Origin of the sequence: Allobosea sp. TAB14 (assembly GCF_052113865.1) — a bacterium.
GTDB lineage: Bacteria > Pseudomonadota > Alphaproteobacteria > Rhizobiales > Beijerinckiaceae > Allobosea > Allobosea spartocytisi.
The window spans coordinates 1-1,672 of the sequence record NZ_JBFRDQ010000351.1 but is presented as its reverse complement, the minus strand read 5'-3'; the positions used below and the strand labels follow the sequence as shown (position 1 = coordinate 1,672).

1 protein-coding gene is annotated in these 1,672 nt (G+C 60.0%); it reads left to right on the top strand.

Going from position 1 to position 1,672, the window contains the following annotated elements; genetic code table 11:
• Positions 1-309: 309 nt before the first annotated feature.
• On the top strand, positions 310-1,672 hold a 1,363-nt coding region (locus AB4Y99_RS27505), incomplete at its 3' end, for a DUF3604 domain-containing protein (protein WP_441525584.1).

Genomic DNA, 1,672 nt, shown 5'->3' with positions numbered 1-1,672 from the left:
GGTCTCAACGGCTCTCGGCTACCGGGCGATCTATACGGATTACCGCAAGGACGACTTCAGCTACCGAGTCACTCAACACGGCGTGTTTTCCAGCATCGCTTACCACTTTTGAAACCCTGTGCTGAGCGGGCGACGCCATGACGGAATGGATGGGGCACAGCAAAGACGATGGCTTCGCTCGGGTCGAGGGCGGCGGATCTTGATTTCGTCGCCAATCATTGCCGGCGCGAAAGGGCTCGGCCCCGATTGAAGGTTGTTCCTGTGTCAAAAATAGGGAGATAAACCTTGAATACCACCAAAATCTCAGCCATCGGCGCTCTTGTACTTGGCGCCTCGCTCAGCTTACCCTCTGTCCTGTTGGCCCAAGATATAGGAACTCTGGACCAGGCGTCGGCGGAGCGTCTGGCGCAGAAGCGGGGCTATTCACCTTATGCCGGGCGCAATTTTCCGACGCGACCGTTTTTCGGCGACACTCATCTGCACACAGCCTTCTCGATGGACGCCGGCGCTTTCGGCGCCCGCCTCGGGCCTAAGGAAGCCTATCGCTTCGCTCGCGGCGAAGAGATTACCGCGTCGGCCGGCGAGCGGGCCAAACTGTCCCGGCCGCTGGATTTCCTCGTTGTGGCCGACCATTCCGACGGGATGGGGTTCTTTCCGCTACTTGTCGGCGGCGACCCTGTGATCATGGCCAGCCAACAAGGCAAAAAGTGGCATGAGATGATCTTCTCCGGCCAGGGCGCGGCGGCCGCAATGGACATCATCGAGAGTTTCGGCAGGGGCGCGATCGACAAGGAGATCATGCCGTTGCCGGGAACGCGCACCTTCCAATCAGCGTGGCAGCAGACGATCAAGGCCGCCGAGGAGGCCAACGAACCTGGCCGCTTCACGGCTTTCATCGGGTATGAGTGGACCTCCAACACGGGCGGCAACAACCTGCACCGCAACGTCATTTTTCGTGACAATGCCGCCCGCGCCAGTCAGGTCGAGCCCTATACGACACAGGCACCTCTTGGCAGCGACAATCCCCGGGATCTCTGGAAGTGGATGGCCAGCTACGAGGCGAAGACGGGAGGTAGTGTCCTTGCGATCGCCCATAACGGCAACCTCAGCAATGGCCGGATGTTTCCGCTGATCGAATCCTTCACCGGCAAGCCGGTCGACAAGGATTATGTGGAGCAGCGCGCGAAATGGGAGCGTCTATATGAGGTGACCCAGACGAAGGGTGACGGCGAAGCCCACCCCTTCCTGTCGCCCAATGATGAATTCGCCGACTTCGAGACCTGGGATAAGGCGAATCTCGACGGCAGCGTCGCCAAGACCAAGGATATGCTGGAATTCGAATATGCCCGCTCTGCGCTGAAGAACGGCCTGTTGCTGGAGCAGCAACTCGGCACGAACCCCTACAAATTCGGCCTGGTCGGCAGTTCCGATGCCCATACCGGGCTATCGGCGATGGAGGAGGATAATTTTTTCGGCAAGACCACGCCGCAGGAGCCTAGCCCCGAACGCATGACGAAGACCTTCATCTCCAACCCGAAGACGGGTGTGAAGGTCATGGACTGGGAGGTGTCATCCTCTGGCTACGCTGCCGTCTGGGCCACGGAGAACACGCGCGAGGCACTCTGGGATGCGATGCAGCGCAAGGAGACCTATGCGACCACCGGCCCCCGCA